A 23,193-nucleotide genomic window follows, 5' to 3' on the forward strand; every position below is an offset into this window, starting at 1 on the left:
CACAAGTTCACAAGCTCGGGCATTCTCATGTTCACATGCGTGACCCGGACCGGGCAAGGGGCGCGTAGGCACGAGCACGGGGCGCGCACCCCGCCGGTACGCCCCCGACTGCCGGCTCAGCCCCGGCCGAAGCGCTCGCCCCGGCCGGGACCGCCGCCTCAGCCCCGGCCGAGGTACCCGAGCAGATCCTCGTGCAGCAGCCCGTTCGAGGCCGCCGCGTTCGCTCCGAACGGGCCCGGTTCGCCGTCGAGGGAGGTGAAGCGCCCGCCCGCCTCGCGCACGATCACGTCGTTCGCCGCCATGTCCCACAGGCTCAGCTCGGGCTCCGCGCACATGTCCACCGACCCCTCGGCGACCATCATGTACGGCCAGAAGTCGCCGTAGCCGCGGGTCCGCCAGCAGTCCCTGGACAGTCGCAGGAACCCGTCCAGGCGGCCCTGCTCCTCCCAGCCGGTGAGCGAGGAGTACGCGAAGGACGCGTCCGCCACCCGCTCGACCCGGGAGACCCCCAGCCGGGTCGCCGAGGTGAGGCTGCGCCCGCAGAACGCCCCCGCGTCCTTGGCCGCCCACCAGCGACGGCCCAGCGCCGGCGCGGACACCAGGCCGACCACCACCTCGTCGCCCTGCTCGCCGCGCACCGCCAGCGCGATCAGCGTCGCCCACACCGGCACGCCGCGCACGTAGTTCTTCGTGCCGTCGATCGGGTCGACGATCCAGCGCCGCGCGCCGCCGCCCTCGCTGCCGAACTCCTCGCCCAGCACCGCGTCCCGGGGCCTGGCGCGGGCGAGGTGACCGCGGATCAGCTCCTCGGCCGCCTTGTCCGCCTCGGTCACCGGCGTCAGGTCCGGCTTCGTCTCGACCTTCAGGTCGAGCGCCCGGAAGCGTTCCATGGTCGCGGCGTCGGCGGCGTCGGCCAGCACGTGGGCCAGCCGCAGGTCGTCGTTGTATTCGGGCATGGCCGAACAGTAGCGGTACGGCGGCGCGGAGGGCCGGAACCGGCCGACGCCGGCCGCTGCGCGGGACCTTGACAGCAGCACCTGCCGCGTCAATTCTCCAACCACGGCGGCCGCGGCCTCGGTACGGCACCTCCCAGGACGAACGACGCACGGCGCGCGGCGGTTTGGAGGCGACGATGCCCACCGCACGCGAGTCGCTGCTCGACGCCGCCAGCGCGGCGCTCGGCAGGCGGCCCTGGACCGCCATCCGGATGGTCGAGGTGGCCGCCGCCGCGGGCGTGTCCCGGCAGACCCTGTACAACGAGTTCCGCAACAAGGACGGGCTGGCCAGGGCGCTGGTGCGGCGCGAGAGCGAGACGTACCTGGCCGGCGTTGACCGCGCCCTCGCGCTGGCCCGGCTCAGCGGCGCGGACGCCGGGGAGTGCTTCGCCGCGGCCGCCGGCTGGACGCTGCGCACCGCGCGCCGCAGCCCGCTGGTGCGGGCCGCGCTCGTCGGCGCCGGCGGCCCGCGGGACGCCGACCTCGTCGGCGCGTTCCAGCGCAGGGCCGTGGCCGCGCTGGAGGCGCAGTTCCCGCAGTTGCGCGGGAGCGCGACGCCGCCGCGCCCGGCGGACGCGCCCGGTTCGGACATCGCCTGGGCCTGTGAGGCGGCGGTGCGGCTGACGCTGTCCTACGTGGTCGCGCCGGGGCCGGCGGCGACGAGGCCGCGTGCCTGCGCGTCGCCCACCTCGTCCGCAGCCTGCTGGCCGGACCGCCGCACACCTGACGGGACGTCAGGAGCGGCGAGCCGGCGTCAGTGGCTGGAGCCGGAGATCTGCAGGCCGATCACGCCCAGGATCACCAGCGAGATCGACGCGAGCTTCAGCGCGGACACCAGGTCGCCGAGGAAGGCCATGCCGTAGATCGCGGTGCCGGCCGCGCCGATGCCGGTCCACACCGCGTACGCGGGGCCCACGTCCAGCTTCTTCAGCGACAGCGTCAGCATGCCGAACGAGCCCAGCGCGAACAGGCAGAACGCCACCGTCGGCCACAGCCGGGTGAAGCCGTGGGAGAGCTTGAGGCACACCGCGAACCCGGTCTCGAAGAGCCCCGCGACCACCACGAGGAGCCAGGCCATCGGTGCCTCCGTACCTCTGTCGGCGCCTGAGCCGACCTCTGTTGAACTTTGTCCCGCACGGCCCGCCGTACGCCTTTCCGCGTGCCCGCGCCGTTCTGCCGCCGTCGATCATCACACAGGTCGGTCCGCGGCGGACCGTCAGTCCCCCTCCCGGCGCTCCCGCGTCGCCAGCAGCCGCCGCAGCGAGTCCAGCCGGGCGGGCTCCGCGTGCCCGTCGGCGACCCACGCGTCCAGCGCGCAGTCCGGCTCGTCGTGGGAGCACGCCCGCGGGCACTCCTCGGTGCCCGGCTCCAGGTCGGGGAAGGCGTGGATGACCCGCGACGGGTCGACGTGCGCGAGCCCGAAGGACCGGACGCCCGGGGTGTCGATGACCCAGCCGTCGTCGTCCGGCAGCGGCAGGGCCAGCGCCGAGGTGGTGGTGTGCCGGCCGCGCCCGGTCACCGCGTTCACCCGGCCGGTGCTGCGCTGCCGCTCCACCAGCGCGTTGACCAGCGTGGTCTTGCCGACGCCGCTGTGCCCGACGAACGCCGTCACCCGCCCGGCCAGCCGCTGCCTGATCTGGTCCACGCCGCCGGTCAGGAAGTCGTCCCTGTTGGTCACCACGTGCTCCAGGTCCAGCGCGCCGTACGTCTCCAGCAGCGGTCCGGCCGGCGCCAGATCGGACTTGGTGAGCACCAGCAGCGGCTCCAGGCCCGCGTCGTAGGCGGCCACCAGGCAGCGGTCGATCATCCGCGGCCGCGGCTCGGGGTCGGCCAGCGCGGTGACGATCGCCAGCTGCTCGGCATTGGCGACCACCACCCGCTCGTACGGGTCGGTGTCGTCCGCGGTGCGGCGCAGCACCGAGCGGCGCTCCTCGACCCGGACGATCCGGGCCAGGGTGTCCTTCGCGCCGGACAGGTCGCCCACCACCGCGACACGGTCGCCGACCACCGCGGACTTGCGGCCCAGCTCGCGCGCCTTCATCGCGACCACCTCGCGGCCGTCGACCAGCACCGTCAGCCGGCCGCGGTCCACGGTGAGGACCATGCCCTCGGAGGCGTCCTCGTGCTTGGGGCGGATGCTGGTCCTGGGGCGGTTCCCCTTGGGGTTGGGCCGCGACCTGACGTCGTCCTCGTCGGGGTTCTTGCCGTAACGCCGCACCGCTTCCGCCCCGCGCCCTCAGCCCCGCGCCCGGACCGGGCCGCCGTCGGCGGCCGGCGCCGCGGGCTCGGCGAGCATCCCGGTCCACAGCTCGGTGAAGTCCGGCAGCGTCTTGCCGGTGGTCGCCACGTTCTCGATCTCCACGCCGGGCACGGCCAGGCCCAGTACGGCGGCCGCGGTGGCCAGCCGGTGGTCCTCGTAGGTGTGGAAGACGCCGCCGCGCAGCGGGCGCGGGCGGATGCGCAGGCCGTCCTCGGTCTCGGTGACGTCGCCGCCCAAACGGTTCAGCTCGGCGGCCAGCGCGGCCAGCCGGTCGGTCTCGTGCATCCGCAGGTGCGCGATGCCGGACAGCTGCGAGGGGCCGTCGGCGAGCGCGGCGACCGCCGCGACCACCGGCGCCAGCTCGCCCACCTCGTGCAGGTCGGCGGTCAGGCCGCGCACCCGGCCGGAGCCGGTGCAGGTCAGCCCGCGGTCGGTCAGCTCGCACGAGCCGCCCATCCGGGTGAACAGGTCGCGCAGCGCGTCGCCCGCCTGGGTGGTGCGGGCCGGCCAGCCGGGGACCGTCACCCGGCCGCCGGTGACCAGGGCCGCGGCCAGGAACGGCGCGGCGTTGGACAGGTCGGGCTCCACCGTCAGGTCGCGGCCCAGCAGGGCGCCCGCGGTGACCCGCCACACGTTCGCCCGGCCGCCGTCCTCCGGCGCGTCCACCTTGGCGCCGGCCTTGCGCAGCATGTCCACCGACATCCGGACGTGCGGCAGCGACGGCAGGCTGTTGCCGGTGTGCCGCAGCTCCAGACCCTTGTTGAAGCGCGGCCCGGACAGCAGCAGGGCGCTGACGAACTGCGACGACGCCGACGCGTCCACGTCCACCGCGCCGCCGGCCAACTGCCCCGCGCCGTGCACGGTCAGCGGCAGCGCGCCGCGGCCCTCGTCGTCGATCCTGGCGCCGAGCACCCGCAGCGCGTCGATCACGCCGTGCAGCGGGCGCTCGTACGCCCGCGCGTCGCCCTCGAAGCGGACCGGGCCGTCGGCGAGCGCGGCGACCGGCGGCAGGAAGCGCATCACGGTGCCCGCGTTGCCGACGTCGACGGTGGCCGGGCCGTGCAGCCCGGCCGGGATGATCCGCCACGCCTCGCCGCCGTCCGGGTTGACCGTCTCGTCGATCTGGACGCCCATCGCCCGCAGCGCCTCGGCCATCAGCATGGTGTCCCGGCTGCGCAGCGGGCGGCGCACCCAGCCGGGTTCCGTGGAGTGCGCGGCCAGCACCAGGGCACGGTTGGTCACCGACTTCGAGCCGGGGACGTGGACGGTCGCGTCCACCGCTGCGGCCGCGTGCGGCGCAGGCCAGAGGTCGTGCTGTGCGGTGCTGTCACTCATGGGCGCAAGCGTAGTGGCTCGGGTACGGGCGGATAAGTCGGCGAATCGGCCGAAACCTGCCGGAAACAGGATGTCATCCGCTTCCGGCCATGTCACCGGCGGGCAGCGGCGTGCACCGGTGGTCAGCGGGGTCAGCGGGGTCACCGGTGGTCAGCGGGGTCGGCGGGGTCGGCGGGGTCAGTGGCGCGTTCCGCCCTCACGCCCGCAGCAGCCAGCTCCCGCCGCCGAACAGCGAGCACAGCGCGACCGCGTAGAACAGCAGCAGCCACAGCGCCGCCGGGGTGTGGGTGAGCCGGGCCAGCTGGTCGGCGTCGGAGGAGCCGCCGCGCTCGCGCCGCCGGGTGCGCTGCAGCTCCGCGACCGGGCGGGCGCCGCCGAGCAGCAGGAACCACACCGCCAGATAGGCGAACGCCGCCTGCACCCGGGCCCCGGTCAGCCAGGACACCCCCAGGAACAGCGCGCACGCCACCACCACGGTCAGCGCGCCGTAGGCGTTGCGGATCATCACCAGCATGACCAGCAGCAGCGCGGTCGCCCCCCACAGCAGCGCGGTGATGTGCCCGGCGGCCAGCAGGCCCGCGCCGGCCAGGCCGAGCAGCGGCGGCGCGGTGTAGCCGGCCGCGGCGGTCAGCACCATCCCCAGGCCGTGCGGCTTGCCGCGGGAGACGGTCAGCCCCGAGGTGTCGGAGTGCAGGCGTATGCCGTCCAGGCGGCGGCCCGACAGCAGGGCGACCAGGCCGTGGCCGCCCTCGTGCGCGATGGTCACCGCGTTGCGGGTGACGTGCCACACCCCGCGGAAGGCGACCGCGCCCAGGGCGAGCAGCGCGGTCACCAGGACCAGCCAGCGCGAGGGGTCGGGCTGGGTCCCGGTGAGCCGGTCCCACATCTCGGTGATGCTCGCGACGTTCATGTGCCTGGCGCTCCCGGTCCGTCTCGTCCGTCTCGTACGTGTGCCGCGTGTGCCGCGTGTGCCGCGCGCACCGCGTCTGCCGCGTCTGTTGAATCCCGTCCGTGGTGTCGGCGGGTCGTGGCAGTGTGGCAGGCATGTGCGGTCGATATGCAGCGAGCCGGCGTCCCGAGGACCTCGCCGCGCTCTTCGAGGTCCGGCAGTGGGACACCGCGGAGGCCCTCGGCTCCGGCTGGGCCCCGGACTGGAACGTGGCGCCGACGAAGGAGGTCCCCGTCGTACTGGACCGCCCGGTGCGCGATTCCGGTTCCCCTGAGCCGGTCCGGCAGCTGCGGATGCTGCGCTGGGGCCTGGTGCCGTCCTGGGAGAAGAGCCCCGAGGGCGCCGCCCGGCTGATCAACGCGCGCGCCGAGACCGTGCACGAGAAGCCGTCGTTCCGCCGCGCGCTGACCGCCCGCCGCTGCCTGATACCCGCCGACGGCTACTACGAGTGGAAGACCGGGGCGCAGGAGCGGGAGCTGGAGGAGGAGGGCAGGAAGAAGCGCGCGCGCAAGCAGCCGTACTTCGTCACGCCCGCCGACGGCTCGGTCTTCGCCATGGCCGGCCTCTACGAGTTCTGGCGCGACCGGACGCTGCCGGACGACCACCCGGCCGCCTGGTGGACGACCTGCACGGTGGTCACCACGGCCGCGGAGACCACCGAGCTGGCCGGGTACGCGGGGCAGGGCCCGCGGTCGCTCTCCGAGCTGCACCCGCGGATGCCGCTGATGCTGACGGCGGACCGCTGGGACGCCTGGCTCGACCCGGCCACCACCGACCCCGACGAGGTGCGCGCGATGCTCGCCCCGCCGCCGCCGGGACTGCTGCGCGCCTACCCTGTCGGCGTCGCGGTGAGCAATGTGCGGAACAACGGGCCCGAGCTGGTCGAGGAACTGCCGGCGCCCGAGGAGGAGACGCTCTTCTGATGGCTTCCACCCAGCTCGTGGACACCCCCGCGGGCCCGGCGCGCATCACCTGGCACCGCCCGCCGGGCCGGACCACCGCCCGCAGCGTGCTCGCGCTCGGTCACGGCGCGGGCGGCGGCGTCGAGGCGCGCGACCTGGCTGCGCTGGCCGCGGCGCTGCCGCCGCTCGGCGTCACCGTCGCGCTGGTGGAGCAGCCGTGGCGGGTGGCCGGCCGCAAGCTCGCGCCCGCGCCGAAGACGCTGGACGCCGGGTGGACCGCGCTGTGGCCGCGGCTGGCCGGACCCGGGCTGCCGGTCGTCGCGGGCGGGCGCAGCGCCGGCGCGCGGGTCGCCTGCCGGACCGCCGCGGAGCTGGGCGCGGCGGCCGTCCTGCTGCTGGCGTTCCCGCTGCACCCGCCGGGCAAGCCGGAGAGGTCGCGCGCCGAAGAGCTGCTGGCCGCCGCCGCGGCCGTGCCGGTGCTCGCCGTCCAGGGCGGCAACGACCCGTTCGGCCGGCCCGCGGAGTTCCCGGCCGGCCACCTCCCCTTCGAGGTGCCGGAGGCCGACCACGGCTTCGCGGTGCCCAAGCGCGCCGCGCTCGGCCAGCAGGAGGCGCTCGACCTGCTGACCGAGGAGGTCGGCCGCGGGCTGGCCGGGCTCGGACTGGCCGCGGGCCGCCCCGGGGAATGACCGCGGCGACCGGAGTGTTGTGCGAGGCGACAGACGGCGCGACAACCGGTACGGCCGGGTGCGGCCAGGGGCGCGGTGAAGGGTCCCGAGGGCGGCACAGCCGGGTACGGCGGCGTCGACAGGGCGTCGGAACAGGGTGAGAAAGGCAGCCGCATGGTTTCAGCCGCATGCCGGCCACGGGCGCAGGACCCCGCAGCGGACGCGGGCGTGAGTACCGCGAGCGCCGCGAGCACGGCCACCGCACAGGCCGCCGCCAGGGCCCCCTACCTGGAGTGGGCAGCCGAGTGGTCCACCGAGGACCACGGCAAGGGCGGTTCGGGCGTGCCCGCCTCACGTGCAATATCCTCCCAGTCGAGCGTGTCCGCTTTGGGGCACGCAAGCGTCACTGAGGAGGTGGGTCAGGTCACCGGCACCGACGACAGCACGGCGGGCACCGCGGGTGCGTCCGGCCAGGGGCGGCAGGAGAGCGACGCGGAGCGCACCGAGCGCTTCGAGCGGGACGCCCTCGGCTTCCTCGACCAGATGTACTCGGCCGCGCTGCGGATGACCCGCAACCCGGCCGACGCCGAGGACCTGGTGCAGGAGACCTACGCCAAGGCGTACGCGTCCTTCCACCAGTTCCGCGAGGGCACCAACCTCAAGGCGTGGCTGTACCGCATCCTGACCAACAGCTTCATCAACTCCTACCGCAAGAAGCAGCGCGAGCCGCTGCGCAGCGGCTCGGAGGAGATCGAGGACTGGCAGCTGGCCAGGGCCGAGTCGCACATGTCGACCGGTCTGCGGTCCGCGGAGTCGCAGGCGCTGGACCACCTGCCCGACTCCGACGTCAAGGCGGCCCTGCAGTCCATCCCCGAGGAGTTCCGCATCGCGGTCTACCTCGCCGATGTGGAGGGCTTTGCCTACAAGGAGATCGCGGACATCATGGGTACACCCATCGGTACGGTGATGTCCCGGCTGCACCGAGGCCGTCGCCAGTTGCGCGAGCTGCTGGAGGACTACGCGCGCGAGCGCGGGCTGGTCCCGGCGGGCGCGGCGGATGAGAAGGGCGCGGATTCATGAGCTGCGGGAACGCACATGAGACGGACTGCTCGGAGGTGCTGGACCACCTCTACGAGTACCTCGACGACGAGATGTCCGACGACGCCTGCGCCAAGTTCAAGCAGCACTTCGACGAGTGCCACCCGTGCCTGGAGAAGTACGGCCTGGAGCAGGCGGTGAAGAAGCTCGTCAAGCGGTGCTGCGGCTCCGACGACGTGCCCACCGACCTGCGGTCGAAGGTGATGATGCGGATCGACCTGATCCGCTCCGGCGAGGCGGTGGTCGAGCCGGACCCGGCGGCCACGGTCGGCGCGTCCGAGGCGCCCTCGGCCTGACCCCGGCATTCTCGGCCTGACCCCGGCAATCTCGGCCTGATCCCGGGTCCGCGGGCGTTCGCGGGCCCGGAAGGGCCGCGTCACCCGTGCGGGTGAGCGGTGGGCGACCGGCCCTCACCACGACGGACGCGGCCCTATCCTCCTTGAGTCTCCGGCGGGCGCGGCGATGCCGAAGGGCCGCCCCCCGCGGGAGTCGTGCGAGGGGAGGCCGCCGCCGTGCCAGTCGCGTCCCGCCGCCCGCTGCCGCCCGCGGCGCGGGTCACGGTCGCCGCCGTGTGCGCCGCGGCAGCCCTGTGCGGCGCCCCGGCGCTGCGGCCCGGCACCCACTGGACGACGCTCGCGGTGCTGGCCGCGCTCTACGCGATGTGCGAGCCCGGCGTGCTGCCGGCCCGGGTGGCCGGGCGGCACCCGCCGTCCGAGGTCGGGCCGTTCCTGCCGGTGCTGCTGGCCGGCGCGCTGCTGCTGCCGCCGGCCGCGGCGGCCCTGGTCGGCGTGCCCGGCTCGCTGGCCAGGCCCGTTCCGTGGGTGCGGCGCTGCTGGCGGGCCGGGTACCTGGCGGTCGCCGCCTGGGCCGCGGCGCTGTGCTGCCGCGCGGTCGGCGGCCCGGCGGCGGTGCGCACGGCCGGACTGCCGTACGGCCTGCTGCCGGCCCTGTGCGCCGCGCTGTGCTTCTGTGCCACCGCGACCGCGCTCACCGGCGCCGTCCTGGTCACCGCGGAGCGGCGCGCGCCGGCCGCGGCCTGGGGCGAGCCGCTGCTCGCCGCGCTCGTGCCGTACCTCACCTACGGCCTGGTCGCGCTGATGACCGCGCTGCTGTGGCTGCGCGGCTACGGGGTCTTCGCCGCGGTGCTGGTGCCGCTGCCGATGTACGTGGCCTGCTGGGTGTTCGCGCGGTCCCGCCGGGAGCGGGCGGCGCACGGGGCGACGGTACGGGCGCTGGTGCACGCGGTGGACCTGAAGGACCCGTACACCCGCGGGCACGGCGAACGCGTCGGGCGGGCGTCGGCGATGATCGCCCGGGAGCTGGGGCTGCCCGAGGAGCGGGTGGACGCGCTGCGGCTGGCCGGGCTGCTGCACGACATCGGCAAGCTCGGCGTGCCGACGCGGGTGCTGCGCAAGGACGGGCCGCTGACCGAGGAGGAGCGGCGGGTCGTCCAGCGGCACCCGGAGTACGGCCACGACATGACCCGTGGCATCGCCTTCCTCGACGAGGCGCGCGAGGCGATCCTGCACCACCACGAGCGCCTGGACGGCACCGGCTACCCGCACGGCCTGTCCGGCGATCGGATTCCGCACTGCGCCCGCGTGGTCGCCGTCGCCGACGCCTTCGACGCGATGACCTCCACCCGGTCCTACCGCCCGGCCCGCCCGGTCGACGCCGCCCTCGCCGAACTCCAGCGCTGCGCCGGCACGCACTTCGACCCCGCGATGGTCGCGGCCCTCACCCGTGCGCTGACCTCGCCCTCCGGGCCCGCGGCCGCCCCGGCGCCGGAGGCCGCGCACGCGTCCGCGGGCGGCGCGACCGTTGTGGGGGAGGGGACGTGGCGGGTGGGCTGACGGCATGCCGGGTGGTGCGGGGCGGCGGGGGGCTGCTGGTGGCCGTCGCGGTCGGCTGGACGGTGTGCGGCGGGGTGCGCGAGCCGGCCGCCGCGGCGGCGTTCGGCGCGGTGATCGTGCTCGGCGAGGCGCTGCGGGTGCCGCCGGGCGCCGACCGCGAGGGCGCGCCGCTGGCCACCGCGGGCGCCCTCGGCTACGCCCTCGTCGCCCCCGGCGGCGCCGACGTCGCCCAGGCCGTCGCCCTCACCTTCGTCTGCGCGGCCCTGGCCGCCGCCGCGCGCACGGTCCTGCGACGCCACGCCCCGATCCCCACGCGCACGGTCCTGCGACGCCACGCCCCGATCCGCGCGCGCACGCGCCTGGGAGGGCGCGCCCCGACCCCCGCGCGCGCCGGCCCGCCCCGCGCCGCCCCCATCCCCGCCGCGCGGCGGCCCGGACCCGAGGCCGGGAAGGCCCGCGGGCACGGCCGGCACGCGCGGGGGCGCCGCGCGCCGGCCGCCGCCGGCGGAAGCGGGCAGCGGGCCGGCCTGGTGCGCGGCTGCGTGGCGGTCGCCTTCGCCGCGGTGTGCTGCCAGCCGCTGCACGACGGTGGACCGCGGGGCGCGCCGCTGGCCGCCGGATACGTCGCCGTGCTCGTCCTGGTGGGGCTGTGCGACGCGGCGGTGGCCGCGGCGCTGGGCGGCGCGCCGTTCGCCGCCGGGCTGCGCGACGAGGTCAGGGGGCTGGCCGCGATGGGTTCCGCGGTCTGCGCCGGCGGCGTCGTCCTCGCGCTCGCCGTCGACAGCGCCGGGCTGTGGGCGGTGCCCGTGGTGGCCGTACCGCTGCTGCTGACGCAACTGGGCCTGCGCGGGCACGCCGCCGTCCGCGCGACGTACCGGCAGACCGTGACGACGCTGGCGCGGGCCACCGAGGTCGCCGGGTACACGCCCGAGGGCCACGCCCGCCGGGTCGGCGACCTGGCCGCCGCCGTGGGCCGCGAACTGGGCCTGCCGCCGCGCCGCGTGCTGCTGCTGGAGTACGCCGCCCTGATGCACGACATCGGGCAGCTCTCGCTGGTCGACCCGGTGCCGCGCGGCGCCACCCAGCCGCTGGACGCCGGCCGCCGGCGGACCATCGCCGCGCTCGGCGGCGAGGTGGCCCGCGCGACCGGCGCGCCCGCCGAGGTCGCGCTGATCGTCGAGCGCCAGGCGCACCCGTACCGCGAGCAGCCGCTCGCCTGCCGGATCGTGCGCACGGTCAACGACTACGAGGACCTGACGGGTGACGGCGCCCCGGAGCACCGGCCGGCCGCCGTGGAGCGGCTCCGGCGGGACACCGCGCACACCTACGATCCGCGGGTCGTGGACGCCCTGACCAGGGTCCTCGCCCGCGAGCCGACCGGGGCATGGTTGGATGCCGTCGAGGATGGCAATGAGGGGGGTTGACGGCCGGGGCCGCCGACCGGTCTGCTGCTGTCAGGCTGAGACAACGGCCGAAGTGTGCAAGGTTGGTGTCGTAGGGGTTGCTACGGGGGGAGGCGGGAAACGACGGTGAGGATCTTCGGCAGAGTGCGGCACCGGCCGTCGCCCACGTGGCGGCAGGCCACCGACCGCGCGTTCTCGCTGATCGACGACGGCCGCTACGAGGACGCCGGCGCCCTGTTGACCCGCGCCGCGGACCTGGAGCCGTGGCTCTCGGAGTCCTGGTACAACCTCGCGCTGCTGCACAAGTTCCGGCACGACTGGGCACAGGCCCGGATCGCCGGCCTGCGCGCCGTGGCGCTGCTGGACCGCCCGGTCGGCGCACCCGACTGGTGGAATCTGGGCATCGCCGCGACCGCGTTGCAGGACTGGCCGCTGGCCCGCCGCGCCTGGCAGGCCTACGGGCTGCGCCCGCCGACCGGGACCGCCGCCGCGGAGCTGGCGGCCGGCGAGGAGTCGGTGCGGATGCCGCTGGGCAGCGCCGCGGTGCGGCTGTCGCCCGAGGGCGAGGCCGAGGTGGTGTGGGGGCGCCGGCTGGACCCGGCGCGGATGGAGGTGCTCTCCATCCCGCTGCCGTCCTCCGGGCGGCGCTGGGGCGAGGTGGTGCTGCACGACGGCGTCCCGCACGGCGAGCGGGCCACCGAGGGCGCCGCGCGCCGCGCGGTCTACCCGGTCTTCGACGAGATCGAGCTGTGGGCGCCGTCCCCGGTGCCCACGTGGCTGGTGCTGCTGGAGGCCGCCACCGAGGCCGACCGGGACGCGCTGGAGCGGCTGGCGGCCGACGCCGGCTACGCCGCGGAGGACTGGTCCTCCTCGGTCCGGCTGCTCTGCCGCACCTGTTCGGAGAGCCGGATGCCCACCGACGACGGCTCGGTGGTCACCCGCGACCCGCACGACCACGGCGAGCCCGGCCACCCCGGGCACCTGAGCCATCTGGGCCGCGGCGCCGAGGCGCTGCACTGGACGCCGGAGCGCGAGTGCGGCATCGCCGCGCCCGCCTCGCTGGTGCGCGGCCTGCTGGACAGCTGGGTCGCCGACAGCCCCGGCAGCCGGGACTGGCGGGACCTGGAAGAGGTGTGCTGAGCCGGCCGGGGAGTTTTCCCGCGGCCGCCCGGCGCCCCGTACCCTTGGAAAGGTTCACCCAAGGTTCCGGGAAGGCATACGGCGCAGATGTCCCAGCAGCAGACCGAGCAGGGCCAGGAGTTCCTCGACGACGTGACGGACGCCGAGGAGCGCGAGGCGGCGTACCGCGCGCGTGGCACGGTCCGCCCGATCACCGTGGTCGGCAATCCCGTGCTGCACCGCGAGTGCAAGGACGTGACGTCCTTCGACGACGAACTGGCCGCTCTGGTGGACGACATGTTCGCCTCGCAGCGCGCCGCCGAAGGCGTCGGGCTGGCCGCCAACCAGATCGGCGTGGACCTCAAGGTCTTCGTCTACGACTGCCCCGACGACGAGAACAAGCGGCACGTCGGCGTCATCTGCAACCCGGTGCTGGAGGAACTGCCCGCGGACAAGCGGCGGTTGGACGACTCCAACGAGGGCTGCCTGTCGGTGCCCGGCGCGTACATGGAGCTGGCCAGGCCCGACTACGCGGTGGTGCGCGGCCAGGACGCGCAGGGCAACCCGATCCGGGTGCACGGCACCGGCTACTTCGCGCGCTGCCTCCAGCACGAGACCGACCACCTCTACGGCCGGCTCTACATCGACCGGCTGTCCAAGCGCGACCGCAAGGACGTGCTGCGGCAGATGGCCGAGGCGACGCCGAAGTTCGAGACGGTGCCCAACGACTGAGCGGGCGGGGCCGAGCGGCCCGCGCCGGGCCGGGCGCCGTTCCCGCGCGCCCGGCCCCGCAGACCGCCGGCGGACGGACCGCCGGCGGACGGACCGCCGGCGGACGGACCGCCGGCGAGAAGTCCTCGTCCAGCGCCACCGTGCCCTCCACCGCGACCTGGTACGCGGACGGCCTGCGCTCGAAGAAGTTGGTCAGCTCCTGGACGCCCTGCAGCTCCATGAAGGAGAAGGGGTTGCGCGAGCCGTAGACCGGCGCGAAGCCGAGCCGGACCAGCCGCTGGTCGGCGACGCACTCCAGGTACGCGCGCATCGACTCGGTGTTCATGCCCGGCAGCCCGTCCCCGCACAGGTCGCGGCCGAACTGCAGCTCCGCCTCCACGGCCTCCTTGAGCATGTCGGTGACCTGCTCGCGCAGCCGGTCGTCGAACAGCTCGGGCTCCTCCTTGCGCACGGTGTCCACCACGTCGAAGGCGAAGCTCATGTGCATCGTCTCGTCGCGGAACACCCAGTTGGTGCCGGTGGCCAGGCCGTGCAGCAGCCCGCGGGAGCGGAACCAGTACACGTACGCGAAGGCCCCGTAGAAGAACAGGCCCTCGATGCACGCGGCGAAGCAGATCAGGTTGAGCAGGAAGCGCCGCCGGTCGGCCGCCGACTCCAGCCGGTCGATCGACTCCACCGAGTCCATCCAGCGGAAGCAGAACCGCGCCTTCTCGCGGATCGACGCGATGTTCTCCACCGCCGCGAAGGCCGCGGCGCGGTCGTCGGGATCGCGCAGGTAGGTGTCCAGCAGGGTCAGGTAGAACTGGACGTGCACCGCCTCCTCGAACAGCTGCCGGCTCAGGTAGAGCCGCGCCTCGGGGGAGTTGATGTGCTTGTAGAGGGTGAGCACCAGGTTGTTGGCGACGATCGAGTCGCCGGTGGCGAAGAACGCCACCAGCCGGCCGATCAGGTGCTGCTCCGCGGGGGTGAGCCTGGCCAGGTCCGCGACGTCGGAGTGCAGATCGACCTCCTCCACGGTCCAGGTGTTCTTGATCGCGTCCCGGTAGCGCTCGTAGAAGTCCGGGTAGCGCATCGGGCGCAGCGTGAGCTCGAAGCCCGGGTCGAGCAGGTTCTTGCGGGTCGTGGTGGTGGTGCTGGTCGTCACTGGCATGCCTCGCAGGACTCGGGGTTCTCCAGGGAGCAGGCGACGGCGTCGGCGTCGACGGCCTGCCGCACGGGTACGGGGGCGGGTCCGCCGGCCGGCACGGCCTCGTGGGCCCCGCCCTGGGCGGCGCGGGCGATCCGGGTGGCCGGCCGCGAGCGCAGGTAGTACGTGGTCTTCAGGCCCTGCTTCCAGGCGTAGGCGTACATCGAGCTGAGCTTGCCGATGGTCGGCGTCTCCAGGAACAGGTTCAGCGACTGGCTCTGGTCCAGGTACGGGGTGCGCGCCGCCGCCATGTCGATCAGGCCGCGCTGCGGGATCTCCCACGCCGTGCGGTACAGCGCGCGCACCTCGGCGGGCACCCAGTCGAAGCCCCGCACCGAGCCGTTGGACGCGCGCAGCGCCTCCCGCGACCGCTCGTCCCACGCGCCCAGCCGCTTGAGGTCGGCCACCAGGTAGGAGTTGACCTGGAGGAACTCCCCGGACAGCGTCTCGCGCTTGAAGAGGTTGGAGACCTGCGGCTCGACGCACTCGTACGCCCCGGCGATCGACGCGATGGTCGCGGTCGGCGCGATGGCCAGCAGCAGCGCGTTGCGCAGACCGGTCTCGGCGATCCGCCGCCGCAGCCGCTCCCAGCGCTCGGGCCAGGTGAACTCGACGCCGTAGTGGTCGGGGTGGAGCACGCCGTCGGCGGTACGGGTCTGGTCCCAGGCCGGCAGCGGGCCGCTGCGCTCGGCGAGGTCGCAGGACGCCTCGTACGCGGCGAGCATCACCCGCTCCGACAGCCGGGTGGACAGCTCGCGCGCCCCCGCCGAGTCGAAGGGCAGCCGCAGCTTGAAGAACACGTCCTGCAGGCCCATCACGCCCAGACCCACCGGCCGCCAGCGGGAGTTGGACCGGCCGGCTTCCTCGGTCGGGTAGAAGTTGATGTCCACCACGCGGTCCAGGAAGGTCACCGCGGTGTGCACGGTGGCGTCCAGGCGCTCCCAGTCGATGTCGCCCTCGGGGGTGACGAAGGAACCGAGGTTGACCGAGCCGAGGTTGCACACCGCGGTCTCGGAGTCGTCGGTGACCTCCAGAATCTCGGTGCACAGGTTCGAGGAGTGCACGGTGCGGCCGGGGCGCGCTGTCTGGTTGGCGGTGCGGTTGGCCGCGTCCTTGAACGTCATCCAGCCCTGGCCGGTCTGCGCCAGCGTGCGCATCATCCTGCCGTACAGCTCCCGGGCCGGCAGGGTCTTCCTGGCCAGGCCCGCGGCCTCCGCGCGGCGGTAGGCGGCGTCGAACTCCGCGCCCCACAGGTCGACCAGCTCGGGCACGTCGGCGGGCGAGAACAGCGACCACGGCAGGTCCGCCTCGACCCGCCGCATGAACTCGTCGGGCACCCAGTGCGCGAGGTTGAGGTTGTGGGTGCGGCGGGCGTCCTCACCGGTGTTGTCGCGCAGTTCGAGGAACTCCTCGATGTCGCTGTGCCACGTCTCCAGGTAGACCGCGGCGGCGCCCTTGCGCCGGCCGCCCTGGTTGACGGCCGCGACCGAGGCGTCCAGCGTCTTCAGGAACGGCACGATGCCGTTGGACAGGCCGTTGGTGCCGCGGATCAGCGAACCGCGCGATCGGATCCGGGAGTAGGACAGGCCGATGCCGCCGGCGTGCTTGGACAGCCGGGCGATCTGGGCGTAGCGGTCGTAGATCGAGTCCAGCCGGTCCAGCGGCGAGTCCAGCAGGTAGCAGGAGGACATCTGCGGGTGCCGGGTGCCGGAGTTGAACAGCGTCGGCGAACTGGGCAGGTACTCCAGGCGGTTCATCAGCCGGTAGAGCGCGGCGACCTCGTCGACCGCGCGGGCGGAGTCGTCCTCGGCGAGCCCGGCCGCGACCCGCAGCAGGAAGTGCTGCGGGGTCTCCACGACCTGCCGGGTGACCGGGTGCCGCAGCAGGTAGCGGCTGTGCAGGGTGCGCAGGCCGAAGTAGCCGAAGCGGTCGTCGGCGCCGTCGGCGAGCGCCTGCTCGACCAGCGCGTCCAGGCGCGCGGCGTGCAGCTCGGCGAAGGCGGCGGTGCGGTCGGCGATCAGACCCTCGCGGTGGCCGACCGCGATCGACGCGGAGAAGGACACCGCGCCCTGGCCGGCCGCCTCGGCGGCGATCGTACGGGTCAGCAGGCGCGCGGCGAGCCGCGAGTACGCCGGGTCCTCGGCGATCAGGCCGGCCGCGGCCTCGCAGGCCAACGCGCGCAGTTCGGCGGCGTCGGCGTGCGCGCTGCGGCCGCGCAGCGCGGCGGCGGCGACCCGGCCGGGGTCGGCGTCGGGCAGGTCGGCGGTCAACGCGAGCAGCTCGTCGAGCAGCGCCTTGCCGGCGGCGTCGGGGGCGGCGTCGGGACCGGTTCCGGGAGCGGGAGCCTGGGCGCCCCCGCTCCCGGGGGCTGTCCCGGGGGCTGTTCCGGGTTCGGCGGCGGTTTCGGCGGCCGGGGGAGGGGGCGCCGTCCGGTGGACGGTTCCGCTGGGCGCTCCAGCGGGTGCTGCGGCGGGCGCGATGGTCACGATGGGTGCTCTCTCCCTCGTACGCGGCGGCGGCCGCGCGGGAGGGGAGCAGCGGGCAGGGCGCCGTCACCCGGCGGGCGGGCAGGCGGCACCGCGTCCGCAGGCCCAATCCGCGAGGCCCGGACACAAGCGCGCGTCGACGCGGGGAACGCGTCGGGCGCGGCGCCGGCAGGCGATCGGGCTGTGCGGAGGCGTGCGGGGACGCCTGCCGCTCACCGTTGCGGGGCAGCGCCGGATTCGCACCGGCTTCCCCTGCGGGCAGCGGAGTTGAGCATACATCTTGTGTTCGGCTATCGAAGCACCACCACATGTTGTGTCTGTTGTGTCGGTGTGTCAGCTTCCGGAAGGGCCGGTCGGGGCTCGGCGGCGGCGTGGGCGGGCCCGGGGACCCGCGCGGCGGCGTGCGCCTGGCGGGCGGCGTGCGCCTGGCGGGCCGCGCGGGCCGCCCGGATCTCCCGGGTGATCCGGGCCTCGTGGCGCAGGCCGTGCAGCGGCACGGCGGAGAGGGCGGCGGCGAGAACGGTCAGAGCCGTGATGTCCAGGAGAACGGTCATGGGTCAAGCGTGCTCGCGCCGCCGACCCGGGGACAGTGGCAGGACTGTCGTACTACCGCGACATCCTGCCACATGGCATCCTCGGAGCCATGCTGCAGAACATCGCGGTGCTGCTCCTCGACGGTGTGCACCCGTTCGAACTCGGCGTCGTCTGCGAGGTCTTCGGCCTCGACCGCAGCGACGACGGCCTGCCCGTCTACGACTTCGCGGTGGTCTCCGCCGAGGGCTCCCGGCTGCGCACCCACGCCGGCTTCGAGCTGGCCGTCGGCGAGGATCTGGACCGGCTGGAGGAGGCCGACCTGATCGCGGTCCCGGCCGGCGACGCGTACGTGCGGCGGGACTTCCCGCCCCGGATGCTGGACGCGCTCACCCGCGCGGTGGAGCGCGGCGCGACGGTGCTCAGCGTGTGCTCGGGCGTCTTCGCACTGGGCGCGGCCGGGCTGCTGGACGGGCGGCGCTGCTCCGCGCACTGGCGGCACGCCGACCTGCTCGCCGCCCGCCACCCGCTGGCCCGGGTCGAGCCGGACGTGCTCTACGTGGACGACTCCGGCGTGGTCACCTCGGCCGGCACGGCCTCCGGCATCGACGCGTGCCTGCACCTGGTGCGCAAGGAGCAGGGCAGCGCGGTGGCCAACGGCATCGCCCGGCGGATGGTCGTACCGCCGCACCGCGAGGGCGGCCAGGCGCAGTACGTCGCCCGGCCGCTGCCCCGCGCCGCGGACGACACCGTGGCCGGGGTGCTGGGCTGGATGGAGCGCCACCTGGACCGCGAGGTGACGGTCGAGGAGCTGGCGGCCCGCGCGCACATGGCGCCTCGGACGTTTGCGCGGCGGTTCCAGCAGGAGACCGGGACGACGCCGTACCGCTGGCTGCTGGGGCAGCGGGTGCTGCTGGCGCGGGAGTTGCTGGAGGGGACGGACGAGACCGTCGACGCGGTCGCCTCCCGCGCGGGGTTCGGCAACGCGGCGACGCTGCGGCACCATTTCGCCCGGTGGACCGGCACGACCCCGCACGCCTACCGGCGTGCGTTCCGGGGATCGGGGCGCGCCCCTCGGGGGTTGACGTCTCAGGTCGGCTGAGCCCCCGAGGGGCGACGGGGTCGAACTGTCAGGTCAGGTCAAGCTCCCGCGGGTTCGGGGAGGCCGGGGACGCCGGGCTCGCCCTTCTCCGGGGCCGGGACGGCCTCCTCCTCGACCTCGGTGACGTAGTCCGCGCGGGACGTCTCGTCCGTGCCGGCCGGCGCCTTGAGGAGGTCGAGGACCACCGTGAGCACCACCGCCACCGCGAGGTTGAGCACGAAGGCGGTCATGCCGATGTAGCCGATCTTGTCCAGACCGGGGATGTTCGCCGAGTTCCCGCCGAAGTGCGACTGTGTAGGGCTCGCCTGGTCGTACGCCTTCCACGTGCCGTACGCCATGCCCGCCGCCCAGCCGGCCAGCAGCGCCCAGCGGTGGAACCACCGGGTGAACAGGCCGCCCACGATGGTCGGCACCGTCTGCAGAATCCAGATGCCGCCCAGCAGCTGGAAGTTGATCGCGACCGTCTTGTCCATCGACAGCACGAAGACCAGCGCGCCGACCTTGACCACCAGGGAGACGATCTTGGAGACCTTGGTCTCCTCGCTCGGCGTGGCCTGCGGGCGGATCAGGTCCTTGTAGATGTTGCGGGTGAACAGGTTCGCCGCCGCGATGGACATGATCGCGGCCGGCACCAGCGCGCCGATGCCGATCGCGGCGAACGCGACGCCGGCGAACCAGGACGGGAAGACGTTCTCGAACAGCTGCGGGATGGCCAGCTGGGCGTTGTAGCCCTTGATGCCCTTGCCGACGCCGTCGGCGACCGCCATGAAGCCGAGCATCGCCAGCAGGCCGAGCATCAGCGAGTACAGCGGCAGGATCGTGGTGTTGCGGCGGATCACGTTGCGGCTGCGGCCGGAGAGCACCGCGGTGACCGAGTGCGGGTAGAGGAAGAGCGCCATCGCCGAGCCGAGCGCCAGGGTCGCGTACGCCCACTGCGCCTGCGGGGCGGTCACCAGCGAGCCGCGCGGTTTGCCGGTGGCCGGGTTCTTCACCGCGTACGCCTGCTGCGCGTGGTGGAAGATGCCGTCGAACCCGCCGAGCTTGTACGGGATGTAGATGATCGCCACCGCGATGACGATGTAGATCAGCGCGTCCTTCACGAACGCGATCAGCGCCGGCGCGCGCAGCCCGGAGGAGTAGGTGTAGGCGGCCAGCACGCCGAAGGCGATCAGCAGCGGCAGGTCCTTGACGAACCAGTTGGTGGAGTCGCTGCCGCCGACGCCCATCACGTCCAGCACCGCCTGGATGCCGACCAGTTGCAGCGCGATGTACGGCATGGTCGCGACGATGCCGGTCAGCGCGACGGCCACCGACAGCGCCTTGGAGCCGTACCGGCCGCGGATGAAGTCCGAGGAGGTCACGTAGCCGTGCTTGCGCGAGACCGACCACAGCCGGGGCAGGAAGAGGAAGACCAGCGGGTAGGCGATGATCGTGTACGGCACCGCGAAGAAGCCGGCCGCGCCCGCGCCGTAGATCGCCGCGGGCACCGCGACGAAGGTGTAGGCGGTGTAGAGGTCGCCGCCGAGCAGGAACCAGGTGACCCAGGTGCCGAAGGTGCGGCCGCCCAGGCCCCACTCGTCCAGGTGCAGGGCGTTCTCCGCGCGCCGCCAGCGGGCGGCGAGGAAGCCCATCACGGTGACGGCGAGGAAGAAGAAGATGAAGACGCCGAGCGCGACGCCGTTGACGTCGTTGTTCACCGGGAGCCTCCGGCCTTGCGGTGCCGCTCGTCGAGCAGGACGAGCTGGTACGCGGTGTAGGTGAGCGCCGCGGCCACCGGGACCCAGGCGATCTGGTACCAGTAGAAGAACGGGATGCCGATGAACCGGGGGGTCATCCGCGCGTAGGAGTCCACCCACAGCAGGGCGACGAGCGGGATGACCAGGCACACGCCGGCCAGCACCCGTGGCACGGTGACCACGGGCGGTGCGGCCGGCCCGGCGTCACCGGGCGGTGTGGCGGTCTGCGGCGGTGTCTCTTCCGGCATGCGTGCTGCTCCGTCCCCTAGAGCGACCTTGCGGTGACCTGGTCGACCGTGGCCGACCTTGATCTCGGTGCCCAAGGAATCTAGGGGACGGGGCGGACGGGCGTCACTACCTGTGCGGGTGTGAGTCCCCGGAGGCCGGCGGGGACGCCAGGGCCGGTGGGGCCGGCGGGGCCGGCGCCGCGGGCGTCAGTCGGTGGGGCGGCTGAGGCGGGCGACGAACTTGTAGCGGTCGCCGCGGTAGACCGAGCGGACCCACTCCACCGGCTCGCCGGTGGTGTCGATCGAGTGCCGGGAGAGCATCAGCATCGGCAGGCCGACGTCGGTGCCCAGCAGCCCCGCCTCGCGCGGGGTGGCCAGCGAGGTCTCGATGGTCTCCTCCGCCTCGGCCGGCCGCACGTCGTAGACCTCGGCCAGCGCGGTGTACAGCGAGGTGTACTTGGCCAGGCTGCGGCGCAGCGCCGGGAAGCGCTTGGCCGACAGGTGGGTAGTCTCGATGGCCATCGGCTCGCTGTTGGCCAGCCGTAGCCGCTCGATCCGCAGCACCCGGCCGCCGGGCTTCATGTCCAGCAGCCCGGCCAGCCGGTCGTCGGCGGTGATGTAGCCGATGTCCAGCAGCTGGGAGGCCGGTTCCAGCCCCTGGGCCCGCATGTCCTCGGTGTACGAGGTCAGTTGCAGCGCCTGGGAGACCTTGGGCTTGGCGACGAAGGTGCCCTTGCCCTGGATGCGCTCCAGCCGGCCCTCGACCACCAGCTCCTGCAGCGCCTGCCGGACGGTGGTGCGCGAGGTGTCGAACTCGGTGGCCAGGGTGCGTTCCGGCGGCACCGGGGTGCCGGGGGGCATGGTCTGCGTGATGTCCAGCAGATGCCGCTTGAGCCGGTAGTACTTGGGCACGCGCGCGGTGCGGCCCGCGGTGCCGGTCCCGGTGGCCTCGGCCGCTGTGCCCGCGTCGCTGTCCATGACGTTCACTCCCGACTGCTGTCGTGCTGCCGTCACCGGCTTCCTCCCGTTGATTGCGGCTCACATGGTGGCACGCGCTGCCCTGGCCGAGGGAGGCGGTCGGTGGCTGATCCCTCTCAGGTGTCGGTCCGATAACAGACCCGACGGGTGTTCTTATACACCCTTGACACCCCCAAAGGTCTAGGCCAAGCTCCCCGTACTGGTCTAAACCATTAAGCCCGGGGAAGTGGACCAGTCCCAAGACCCACGAGCAGGACGCGGTTGCCGCATGTCGCGCGACAGCCGGCATTTCGGGCGGTGGGGGAGTTTCGGGCATCCTGAGGAGGGTGGCGTGAAGCGCAAGCTCATCGCGGCGGTCGGCGTCGCGACCATGATCGCCGGTGTCGCGGCCTGTGGCGGGTCGGACAAGAAGGACGACAAGTCGGCCGAGAAGCCGGCCGACCGCACCGGCACGGTGACGGTCTGGCTGATGGCGGAGTCGCAGACCGCCTGGCCCGAGCTGGTCAAGAACACCACGGCCCAGTTCAAGGCCAAGTACCCCAAGGTCAACCTGAAGATCCAGTACCAGCAGTGGAGCGACAAGGTCCAGAAGCTGGACGCGGCCCTGGCCGGCTCCAGCGCCCCCGACGTGGTCGAGCTGGGCAACACCGAGACCATGACGTACATCCTCAACGGCGCCCTCGCGCCGGTGGACAAGTCGCAGTTCGCCAACTCCGCGACCTGGATCAAGGGCCTTGAGGACACCTGCACCTACCAGGGCAAGCTCTACTGCGTGCCCTACTACGCCGGCGCCCGCGTCGCGATCTACAACGCCGACGACTTCAAGGCCGGCACCGGCTCGGACCAGTTCCCGGCCACCGAGGACGCGCTGACCGCCGCGCTGGACAAGATCGAGGCGAAGAAGGGCAGCGACAAGACGTACTCGCCGCTGTACCTGCCCGGCCAGTACTGGTACGCCGCGATGTCGTACGTCAAGGCGTACGGCGGCGCGATCGCCACCACCGACGGCACCAAGTGGACCGCCAGCCTGGAGACCCCGCAGGCGCAGCAGGGCATCCAGCACTTCATCGACCTGGTCAAGAAGTACAACCACGGCGACCAGACCAAGGACGAGGCCGACCACGCCAACGTGATGGCGCACGGCAAGGCCGGCGTGATCTACGGCAACGGCTGGGAGGCCGGCTCGGTCGTCACCCCGCCGACCGGCAACGCCAAGCTCAAGGACGCGATCAAGACCGCGACCATGCCCGGCCCCAACGGCAAGGCGCTGCCCTCCTTCATCGGCGGCTCCGACCTCGCGGTGATCAGCAAGTCCAAGGTGCAGGACCTGGCCAAGGAGTTCATCGCCGACTACACCGACGAGAAGAACGAGGCCGCGCTGGTCGCCAAGGCGACGCTGCCCAACAACACCACGCAGCTGGAGCCGATGAAGGCCGACCCGGCCACCGCCGCCGCGGCCAACGCGGTGCCGGACGCCTGGTTCACCCCGATCGCACCGGGCTGGGCGGCCATCGAGAAGCAGGGCATCCTCAAGACGATGCTGCTGGACATCCTCAAGGGCAAGTCCGTCGCGGACGCCACCAAGGCGGCCGACGACAAGATCAACTCGCTGATCAACAACGCCTCCTGACCA

General features: G+C 73.8%; 21 protein-coding genes, 1 pseudogene and 1 riboswitch. Of the genes and pseudogenes, 11 read left to right on the forward strand and 11 right to left on the reverse strand.

The window, feature by feature from the left end:
• Positions 1 to 158: 158 nt before the first annotated feature.
• On the reverse strand, positions 159 to 956 hold the full coding sequence (hisN, locus tag VSR01_RS26565; protein ID WP_326451628.1) for a histidinol-phosphatase: 798 nt from the start codon (positions 954 to 956) through the stop codon (positions 159 to 161).
• Positions 957 to 1,132: 176 nt separating this feature from the next.
• Between hisN and VSR01_RS26570 the strand changes: the two genes are divergently transcribed.
• Positions 1,133 to 1,858, forward strand: a complete 726-nt coding sequence (locus VSR01_RS26570) for a TetR/AcrR family transcriptional regulator (protein ID WP_326451629.1) — start codon at positions 1,133 to 1,135, stop codon at positions 1,856 to 1,858.
• Here the strand turns inward: VSR01_RS26570 and VSR01_RS26575 are convergent.
• The 4 genes from VSR01_RS26575 to VSR01_RS26590 all read right to left on the reverse strand — a co-directional run bounded on the left by VSR01_RS26575 (position 1,750) and on the right by VSR01_RS26590 (position 5,500).
• Positions 1,750 to 2,073, reverse strand: coding sequence for a DMT family transporter (locus tag VSR01_RS26575; RefSeq protein ID WP_326451630.1), 324 nt, complete (start codon positions 2,071 to 2,073; stop codon positions 1,750 to 1,752). The two genes, VSR01_RS26570 and VSR01_RS26575, sit on opposite strands and share 109 nt — an antisense overlap.
• 138 nt (positions 2,074 to 2,211) lie before the next feature.
• Complete coding sequence (rsgA, locus tag VSR01_RS26580) at positions 2,212 to 3,213, reverse strand: ribosome small subunit-dependent GTPase A (protein ID WP_326451631.1); 1,002 nt, start codon at positions 3,211 to 3,213, stop codon at positions 2,212 to 2,214.
• Positions 3,214 to 3,231: 18 nt separating this feature from the next.
• Positions 3,232 to 4,590, reverse strand: a complete 1,359-nt coding sequence (aroA, locus tag VSR01_RS26585) for a 3-phosphoshikimate 1-carboxyvinyltransferase (protein ID WP_326451632.1) — start codon at positions 4,588 to 4,590, stop codon at positions 3,232 to 3,234.
• A 196-nt stretch (positions 4,591 to 4,786) separates the two neighbouring features.
• Entirely contained in the window at positions 4,787 to 5,500 is a 714-nt protein-coding gene (locus VSR01_RS26590; protein WP_326451633.1) for a M50 family metallopeptidase, read from the reverse strand.
• Between the two features lie 134 nt (positions 5,501 to 5,634).
• Between VSR01_RS26590 and VSR01_RS26595 the strand changes: the two genes are divergently transcribed.
• The 8 genes from VSR01_RS26595 to def all read left to right on the forward strand — a co-directional run bounded on the left by VSR01_RS26595 (position 5,635) and on the right by def (position 13,314).
• Positions 5,635 to 6,462 carry an SOS response-associated peptidase gene (locus VSR01_RS26595; protein ID WP_326451634.1) on the forward strand — a complete coding sequence of 276 codons (828 nt, stop codon included), beginning with the start codon at positions 5,635 to 5,637 and terminating at the stop codon, positions 6,460 to 6,462.
• The gene (locus VSR01_RS26600) at positions 6,462 to 7,130 is read left to right on the forward strand and encodes an alpha/beta family hydrolase (protein ID WP_326451635.1); all 669 of its coding nucleotides are present in this window, start codon (positions 6,462 to 6,464) and stop codon (positions 7,128 to 7,130) included. The genes VSR01_RS26595 and VSR01_RS26600 overlap by 1 nt, the downstream gene beginning before the upstream one ends.
• 393 nt (positions 7,131 to 7,523) lie before the next feature.
• Positions 7,524 to 8,189: a sigma-70 family RNA polymerase sigma factor gene (locus tag VSR01_RS26605; protein ID WP_442785709.1), complete on the forward strand. Its 666-nt coding sequence runs from the start codon at positions 7,524 to 7,526 to the stop codon at positions 8,187 to 8,189.
• Entirely contained in the window at positions 8,186 to 8,503 is a 318-nt protein-coding gene (rsrA, locus tag VSR01_RS26610; RefSeq protein ID WP_326451636.1) for a mycothiol system anti-sigma-R factor, read from the forward strand. The genes VSR01_RS26605 and rsrA overlap by 4 nt, the downstream gene beginning before the upstream one ends.
• 216 nt (positions 8,504 to 8,719) lie before the next feature.
• Positions 8,720 to 10,060 carry an HD-GYP domain-containing protein gene (locus VSR01_RS26615; protein ID WP_326451637.1) on the forward strand — a complete coding sequence of 447 codons (1,341 nt, stop codon included), beginning with the start codon at positions 8,720 to 8,722 and terminating at the stop codon, positions 10,058 to 10,060.
• Complete coding sequence (locus tag VSR01_RS26620; RefSeq protein WP_326451638.1) at positions 10,045 to 11,484, forward strand: HD-GYP domain-containing protein; 1,440 nt, start codon at positions 10,045 to 10,047, stop codon at positions 11,482 to 11,484. The genes VSR01_RS26615 and VSR01_RS26620 overlap by 16 nt, the downstream gene beginning before the upstream one ends.
• Positions 11,485 to 11,589: 105 nt before the next feature.
• Positions 11,590 to 12,603, forward strand: a complete 1,014-nt coding sequence (locus VSR01_RS26625; protein WP_326451639.1) for a tetratricopeptide repeat protein — start codon at positions 11,590 to 11,592, stop codon at positions 12,601 to 12,603.
• 87 nt (positions 12,604 to 12,690) lie between these two features.
• Positions 12,691 to 13,314 carry a peptide deformylase gene (def, locus tag VSR01_RS26630; RefSeq protein ID WP_326451640.1) on the forward strand — a complete coding sequence of 208 codons (624 nt, stop codon included), beginning with the start codon at positions 12,691 to 12,693 and terminating at the stop codon, positions 13,312 to 13,314.
• A gap of 118 nt (positions 13,315 to 13,432) precedes the next feature.
• On the opposite strand, the pseudogene VSR01_RS26635 reads toward def, so the two are convergent.
• From VSR01_RS26635 to VSR01_RS26645, 3 genes and pseudogenes are all read right to left on the reverse strand, one after another.
• Positions 13,433 to 14,464 (reverse strand): annotated as a pseudogene (locus VSR01_RS26635) (ribonucleotide-diphosphate reductase subunit beta); the annotation flags it as partial.
• The gene (locus VSR01_RS26640) at positions 14,455 to 16,791 is read right to left on the reverse strand and encodes a ribonucleoside-diphosphate reductase subunit alpha (protein ID WP_326453830.1); all 2,337 of its coding nucleotides are present in this window, start codon (positions 16,789 to 16,791) and stop codon (positions 14,455 to 14,457) included. The gene VSR01_RS26640 and the pseudogene VSR01_RS26635, both read right to left, overlap by 10 nt.
• A gap of 393 nt (positions 16,792 to 17,184) precedes the next feature.
• A riboswitch (cobalamin riboswitch) is annotated at positions 17,185 to 17,239 on the reverse strand.
• Between the two features lie 37 nt (positions 17,240 to 17,276).
• Entirely contained in the window at positions 17,277 to 17,540 is a 264-nt protein-coding gene (locus VSR01_RS26645; RefSeq protein ID WP_326451641.1) for a hypothetical protein, read from the reverse strand.
• An 89-nt stretch (positions 17,541 to 17,629) separates the two neighbouring features.
• Here VSR01_RS26645 and VSR01_RS26650 point away from each other — a divergent pair, with 89 nt between their 5' ends.
• Entirely contained in the window at positions 17,630 to 18,619 is a 990-nt protein-coding gene (locus VSR01_RS26650) for a GlxA family transcriptional regulator (protein WP_326451642.1), read from the forward strand.
• Positions 18,620 to 18,657: 38 nt separating this feature from the next.
• Here the strand turns inward: VSR01_RS26650 and mctP are convergent, their stop codons facing one another.
• From mctP to VSR01_RS26665, 3 genes are all read right to left on the reverse strand, one after another.
• Entirely contained in the window at positions 18,658 to 20,316 is a 1,659-nt protein-coding gene (mctP, locus tag VSR01_RS26655; protein WP_326451643.1) for a monocarboxylate uptake permease MctP, read from the reverse strand.
• Positions 20,313 to 20,603, reverse strand: coding sequence for a DUF3311 domain-containing protein (locus VSR01_RS26660; RefSeq protein ID WP_326451644.1), 291 nt, complete (start codon positions 20,601 to 20,603; stop codon positions 20,313 to 20,315). The genes mctP and VSR01_RS26660 overlap by 4 nt, the downstream gene beginning before the upstream one ends.
• A 186-nt stretch (positions 20,604 to 20,789) precedes the next feature.
• Positions 20,790 to 21,560 carry a GntR family transcriptional regulator gene (locus tag VSR01_RS26665; protein WP_326453831.1) on the reverse strand — a complete coding sequence of 257 codons (771 nt, stop codon included), beginning with the start codon at positions 21,558 to 21,560 and terminating at the stop codon, positions 20,790 to 20,792.
• A gap of 331 nt (positions 21,561 to 21,891) precedes the next feature.
• Here VSR01_RS26665 and VSR01_RS26670 point away from each other — a divergent pair, with 331 nt between their 5' ends.
• Positions 21,892 to 23,190, forward strand: coding sequence for an extracellular solute-binding protein (locus tag VSR01_RS26670; protein WP_326451645.1), 1,299 nt, complete (start codon positions 21,892 to 21,894; stop codon positions 23,188 to 23,190).
• Positions 23,191 to 23,193 lie beyond the last annotated feature (3 nt).

Source organism: Actinacidiphila sp. DG2A-62, from assembly GCF_035825295.1.
In the GTDB taxonomy this organism is placed as follows: Bacteria; Actinomycetota; Actinomycetes; order Streptomycetales; family Streptomycetaceae; genus Actinacidiphila.

Coding starts and splice junctions, on each gene's coding strand:
- VSR01_RS26590 (WP_326451633.1), bottom strand. CDS start 5,500: ATGAACGTCGCGAGCATCACCGAGATGTGGGACCGGCTCACCGGGACC.
- rsrA (WP_326451636.1), top strand. CDS start 8,186: ATGAGCTGCGGGAACGCACATGAGACGGACTGCTCGGAGGTGCTGGAC.
- aroA (WP_326451632.1), bottom strand. CDS start 4,590: ATGAGTGACAGCACCGCACAGCACGACCTCTGGCCTGCGCCGCACGCG.
- VSR01_RS26665 (WP_326453831.1), bottom strand. CDS start 21,560: ATGGACAGCGACGCGGGCACAGCGGCCGAGGCCACCGGGACCGGCACC.
- VSR01_RS26575 (WP_326451630.1), bottom strand. CDS start 2,073: ATGGCCTGGCTCCTCGTGGTGGTCGCGGGGCTCTTCGAGACCGGGTTC.
- def (WP_326451640.1), top strand. CDS start 12,691: ATGTCCCAGCAGCAGACCGAGCAGGGCCAGGAGTTCCTCGACGACGTG.
- VSR01_RS26660 (WP_326451644.1), bottom strand. CDS start 20,603: ATGCCGGAAGAGACACCGCCGCAGACCGCCACACCGCCCGGTGACGCC.
- hisN (WP_326451628.1), bottom strand. CDS start 956: ATGCCCGAATACAACGACGACCTGCGGCTGGCCCACGTGCTGGCCGAC.
- VSR01_RS26645 (WP_326451641.1), bottom strand. CDS start 17,540: ATGACCGTTCTCCTGGACATCACGGCTCTGACCGTTCTCGCCGCCGCC.
- VSR01_RS26600 (WP_326451635.1), top strand. CDS start 6,462: ATGGCTTCCACCCAGCTCGTGGACACCCCCGCGGGCCCGGCGCGCATC.
- VSR01_RS26650 (WP_326451642.1), top strand. CDS start 17,630: ATGCTGCAGAACATCGCGGTGCTGCTCCTCGACGGTGTGCACCCGTTC.
- VSR01_RS26570 (WP_326451629.1), top strand. CDS start 1,133: ATGCCCACCGCACGCGAGTCGCTGCTCGACGCCGCCAGCGCGGCGCTC.
- VSR01_RS26595 (WP_326451634.1), top strand. CDS start 5,635: ATGTGCGGTCGATATGCAGCGAGCCGGCGTCCCGAGGACCTCGCCGCG.